The organism is Bacillus cereus group sp. BfR-BA-01382, from assembly GCF_022663475.1.
Classification (GTDB): Bacteria; Bacillota; Bacilli; order Bacillales; family Bacillaceae_G; genus Bacillus_A; species Bacillus_A thuringiensis_S.
The window spans coordinates 1-1,825 of the sequence record NZ_JAKUFQ010000226.1 but is presented as its reverse complement, the minus strand read 5'-3'; the positions used below and the strand labels follow the sequence as shown (position 1 = coordinate 1,825).

Sequence of the window (1,825 nt, the reverse complement as noted above, 5' to 3'; positions counted from 1 at the left end):
AGTAAGGGATAAAGTATCTACAATAAAAATACGTTGAATTGTTTTCAATCCAATTTTATTAGCATTTCGAATTGTCGAACCCTTTGTTGAAATAATACCTTGTGCCCCGATAACATCTTCAATATACAAAAGTGCTTCCTCTGTATTCGTATTTAAGCCTTGTATAAAATCACAATGAAGAAATACATCATGTCCATGTTTCTGCAATTCATATACACGCTCTGGTAATTCCAGCATTGAACCAGTCATAAGAAAAACTGTTTTCGGCAATTTTTTGTATGCTTTGTATCCTTTCCAATCCTTTATCATCGCAATATAAGATTCTTTAAACATTCATTCCACCTAACTGTTCTATTTTTATCCAAACTAAAAACACCTACTTACATAGAACGCCTTTCTCCTTATTTGAACTCTAGAGAATAGAGCACACCTAAGAAAGTGGCACATTATATGTAAGTGGGTGTTCTCAAATGTTCTCTACCCTAGTTATTTTGTTACCTTTACTATATTACGCATTTATTAAGTCAGTTTTGATAGATTGTTAATTAGGTGTTAACCGAATGTTAATATTCACCATATCACTATTTACATTAATCTAGATATTAAAATATAAACAAATAGAACGAAACAATATTTAAAATTCAATCAATATGTAAATTCATTCCATAGTTAATTAGTTTTAGTTTTCTCGCAACTGCTTGTGAAGCATAATTATCCCAAGAAGTACTATAAAGTGGAATGCGTTTTTCTTCTTGTAATGATATCGCCCAGGCTGTAACAACATCAGTACCATATCCGTTCCCTTGAAACTCCGCTAAAGTTTCCACACTTGCCTCAGCAGCTACGGGCGTACTTCTGGCACTGCAACAAACAGAAACTACCTTTTCATTTTTTACAATTGCAAAATAAGGTTTCCTCCATTCCATCTGTTCTATTAGATTAGGAAAATTTTCTCGCAAAAGCTCTCTATTCTTCTCAGTTATTTGTATTGTTCTAGTCGGCTTATGTAAATTACTATGAAACATGAAAGCAGGACCCATCCAAATATTTTTCACTGTTCTTTCTTCATTTAATACATTAATAATCTTTGCTATCTCTATATGCTTTGAAGGTTCTTGAATTAACTTCTCAATCTTACTTACCGTTTCATCATCCACATTACAATGATATCTCGTTATACTCCCTTCACGAGTTCTGCCAAGAAAAAAACGTGGTGCTTTCGGATTTCCTTGTTCATTTACATATTTCATTTTTCCGACTTGATTATGAACAAACAAAACCTCTACCTGAATTACTATTAAATCAAGTTCTGAGAGCCTCATTTTTATCCTCCTTATTTACTCCATATACCATCCATTCATAATCTATTTTTCATGTTCAAAACAAAAATCCCATTCAAATACACATTACTGAATCCATCATACTAACTGATTTCTTCATTCTGTCTATCTAAATGGGATTATTTTTCGTTTTTTACTCTACTGGTTGTTGTGGCTGTACTACTTCATTTGCTCCAGCTACCCTCAACATATTTACAATATCTTTAAAACCTCTTTTTTCAGCGTATTGCAGTGGCGTCAGATGTTCCTTGTTAGCCATATTTACATCTGCACCGTGATCAATAAGCAATTGAATTACTTTCTTATGGTTTTCACTACCATTTCCTAATACAATTGCTTCTAATAGCGCTGTTCCACCACGTTCATTTTTATAATTCACATCAATATCTGTATGCTCTAATAATTCTTTAACAACCTCTACATGGCCACGCTCAGATGCAGAAATAAGTGCTGTTCCACCTGACTTAGTCGTTTCTTTCGTATTA

At 33.1% G+C, this 1,825-nt stretch carries 3 protein-coding genes; all 3 read right to left on the bottom strand.

Going from position 1 to position 1,825, the window contains the following annotated elements:
• Positions 1 to 333 (bottom strand): glycerol-3-phosphate responsive antiterminator (locus MR160_RS33530; RefSeq protein ID WP_242299202.1); only part of this gene is annotated, 333 nt, incomplete at its 3' end.
• A 308-nt stretch (positions 334 to 641) separates the two neighbouring features.
• The gene (locus MR160_RS33525) at positions 642 to 1,322 is read right to left on the bottom strand and encodes a GNAT family N-acetyltransferase (protein ID WP_001239734.1); all 681 of its coding nucleotides are present in this window, start codon (positions 1,320 to 1,322) and stop codon (positions 642 to 644) included.
• A 151-nt stretch (positions 1,323 to 1,473) separates the two neighbouring features.
• The coding region (locus MR160_RS33520) for an ankyrin repeat domain-containing protein (RefSeq protein ID WP_242299201.1) at positions 1,474 to 1,825 on the bottom strand (352 nt) is incomplete at its 5' end.

Bases quoted from the DNA above. Each gene is read 5' to 3' on its own strand.
- MR160_RS33525 (WP_001239734.1), bottom strand. From the start codon at position 1,322: ATGAGGCTCTCAGAACTTGATTTAATAGTAATTCAGGTAGAGGTTTTG.